This window comes from Streptomyces sp. CO7, assembly GCF_053474865.1.
Map to the genome: position 1 here is coordinate 315,425 of NZ_JBRIOU010000003.1, position 2,217 is coordinate 317,641.

Here is a 2,217-nt window from a genome sequence, read left to right on the forward strand (position 1 = left end):
GTGCCGGGCCTCGGCGCGAGCCGGGAGTGGTGGCGCGGTGAAGGGTGGCGCGGTGGGGTGCGGCCCGGTCAGACGGAGCCGCGGAAGGCGGGGCCCTCGACGACGAGGCCGGAGACCAGCGCCCCGGACATGCCGGCGTGCGGCAGCCCGCCGCCGGGGTGGGCCCAGCCGCCCGCCCGGTACAGGTTCGGCAGCCCGGTGGAGTTGCCGGGACGCAGCAGCGCGGCCCCGCCGCCGGCCAGGGCGGGGGCGGGAACGCCGTCCGCGCCGGTCTCCCGCCGGACGTCCGCCGGGGTGCGGACCTCGTGCCACAGCAGCCGCTCGCGCAACCCCGGCACGGCGCTGCCCGCGGCCGTCAGCATCAGCTCCGCCCGCCGCTCCGCCTCCGCCGCGTCCGTGTCGGCCGGCACCGTCGCGGTCAGCACCACGGACTCGTGGGCGTCGTCGGGCCGCAGCGCCGGGTCGTCGGGGCGCAGCACGGTGACCGTCGGGACCACGGAGGCCCGGCCGCCGGCCGGGGGAGCGCCGGTGAGGGCCTCCAGCTCGGCGTCCCGGTCGGGGGAGTGGACCACGGTGCGGTGCACCGCGTCCGCCTCGCGCGCGCCGCGCAGGGCCAGCAGCACGGTGAGCCGCCCCGGTACCGGTCCACCGGCCGGACGCGGCGCGACCTCGCCCTCGGCCGCCGCCGTGTGGGGCCCCGCCACCAGGTCCGGGCGCACGCCCACCACCACGTGGTCCGCCTCCTCGAGCGCGCCGTCGGCGAGCTCCACACCGGCTGCCCGGCCGTCCTTCTCCACCACCCGGACGGCCTCCGCGCCGAAGCGGAACTCGACCCGCCGGTCCAGGCAGCGCTCGTACACGGCGCGGGCCAGCTCACGCAGCCCTCCGCGGACGTACCAGACGCCGAAGGCGTGCTCCATGTACGGCAGCACCGCCGCGCTCGCCGGAGCGGTCCGCGGGTCCAGGCCGTAGGCGAGGGCGTGGCTCTCCAGCAGCCGCGCCAGCCGAGGATCGCCCAGCTCCCACTCGCCCACCTGGGCGAGGGTGGCGGCCCGCCGGGTCCGCAGCAGGCGTCGGTGCTGCACCGACGGGTAGGGCTCACGGTCGGCCAGCACGTCCCAGTTGGGCCACAGCGGCTCCTCCAGGAGCGGGCGGCGGGTGCGGTCCCACGCCTCCCGCCCACGGATCAGGAACTCGCCCCAGCGCTCCCCGGCGCCCCTGCCGACGCTCTGCTCCAGGGCGGCCACCACGCCGGCCCGGGAGGCGTTGGGCAGGTCCACCCGGGTGCCGTCGGGGAAGAGGTGCCGGGCTGAGGGGTCCGTCTGGACCAGCTCGACGCACTCCTCCAGCGGCTGTCTGCCGGTCTTGACGAACAGGTCGCGGTACACGGCCGGCAACGGGAGGAGGCCCGGCCCGGTGTCGAAGGCGAAACCGTCGCGTTCCCGGCGGCGCAGGGCGCCCCCGTAGGTGTCCGTCCGCTCGTACACCGTCGCGCGGTGGCCGGCCACGGCCAGACGCGCGGCGGCCGCCATGGCGCCCATGCCGGCGCCGATCACTGCTACCCGTCCCATGCGGGGGAGTCTAGGCCGCCCGGACCTGCGCATATCGGTGGGTACCGGCATGCCGAAGGGGCGCCCGCCTCGGCGGACGCCCCTGGAAGCTGTCGGTCAACGGTCCTGCTGGTCGTCCCGGCGGCGCTGCCAGCGCTGCTCGATGCGATCCATCACGGACCTCTTGCGCGCCGTCGTCGCGGCTCCGGGCGTGCCCGGGGCATCGACCGGCTGCTCGCCGGGCTTGGGGCCCTTGCGCCAGCCGGTGACGGCGAGAACGGCGCACCCCAGCATGACGAGGAAGCCCACCACGCCGATCCAGATCTGCTGGGCGACCATTCCGGTCATGAGGAGCGCGATACCTACGAGGAAGCCCGCGACCGCCTGGTAGACCCGTCGCCGGGTGTACGTGCGCAGCCCGCTTCCCTCAAGCGCTGTCGCGAACTTGGGATCTTCGGCGTACAGCGCTCGCTCCATCTGCTCGAGCATGCGCTGCTCGTGCTCCGAGAGCGGCACGGGAGTCCTCCTCATCGTGCAGTCGCCGGGGCGACCGGGGGTCCCCTCCAGGATAGGCAGGGAATCGCCCCCGTGAAACCCGCCCCTCTACGCCATTTGGCAACCGGTTCCGGTCATGGCGGGGCCGGCCCGTGGAACCTTCATTCCCCCC

The 2,217-nt window shown here is 76.0% G+C and carries 2 protein-coding genes; both read right to left on the reverse strand.

Going from position 1 to position 2,217, the window contains the following annotated elements:
• Positions 1 to 68: 68 nt before the first annotated feature.
• Positions 69 to 1,571: a phytoene desaturase family protein gene (locus ACOV8S_RS11355; protein ID WP_448317655.1), complete on the reverse strand. Its 1,503-nt coding sequence runs from the start codon at positions 1,569 to 1,571 to the stop codon at positions 69 to 71.
• 96 nt (positions 1,572 to 1,667) lie between these two features.
• Positions 1,668 to 2,066 carry a DUF3040 domain-containing protein gene (locus tag ACOV8S_RS11360; RefSeq protein ID WP_448317656.1) on the reverse strand — a complete coding sequence of 133 codons (399 nt, stop codon included), beginning with the start codon at positions 2,064 to 2,066 and terminating at the stop codon, positions 1,668 to 1,670.
• Positions 2,067 to 2,217: the final 151 nt, after the last annotated feature.

Bases quoted from the DNA above. Each gene is read 5' to 3' on its own strand.
- ACOV8S_RS11355 (WP_448317655.1), bottom strand. From the start codon at position 1,571: ATGGGACGGGTAGCAGTGATCGGCGCCGGCATGGGCGCCATGGCGGCC.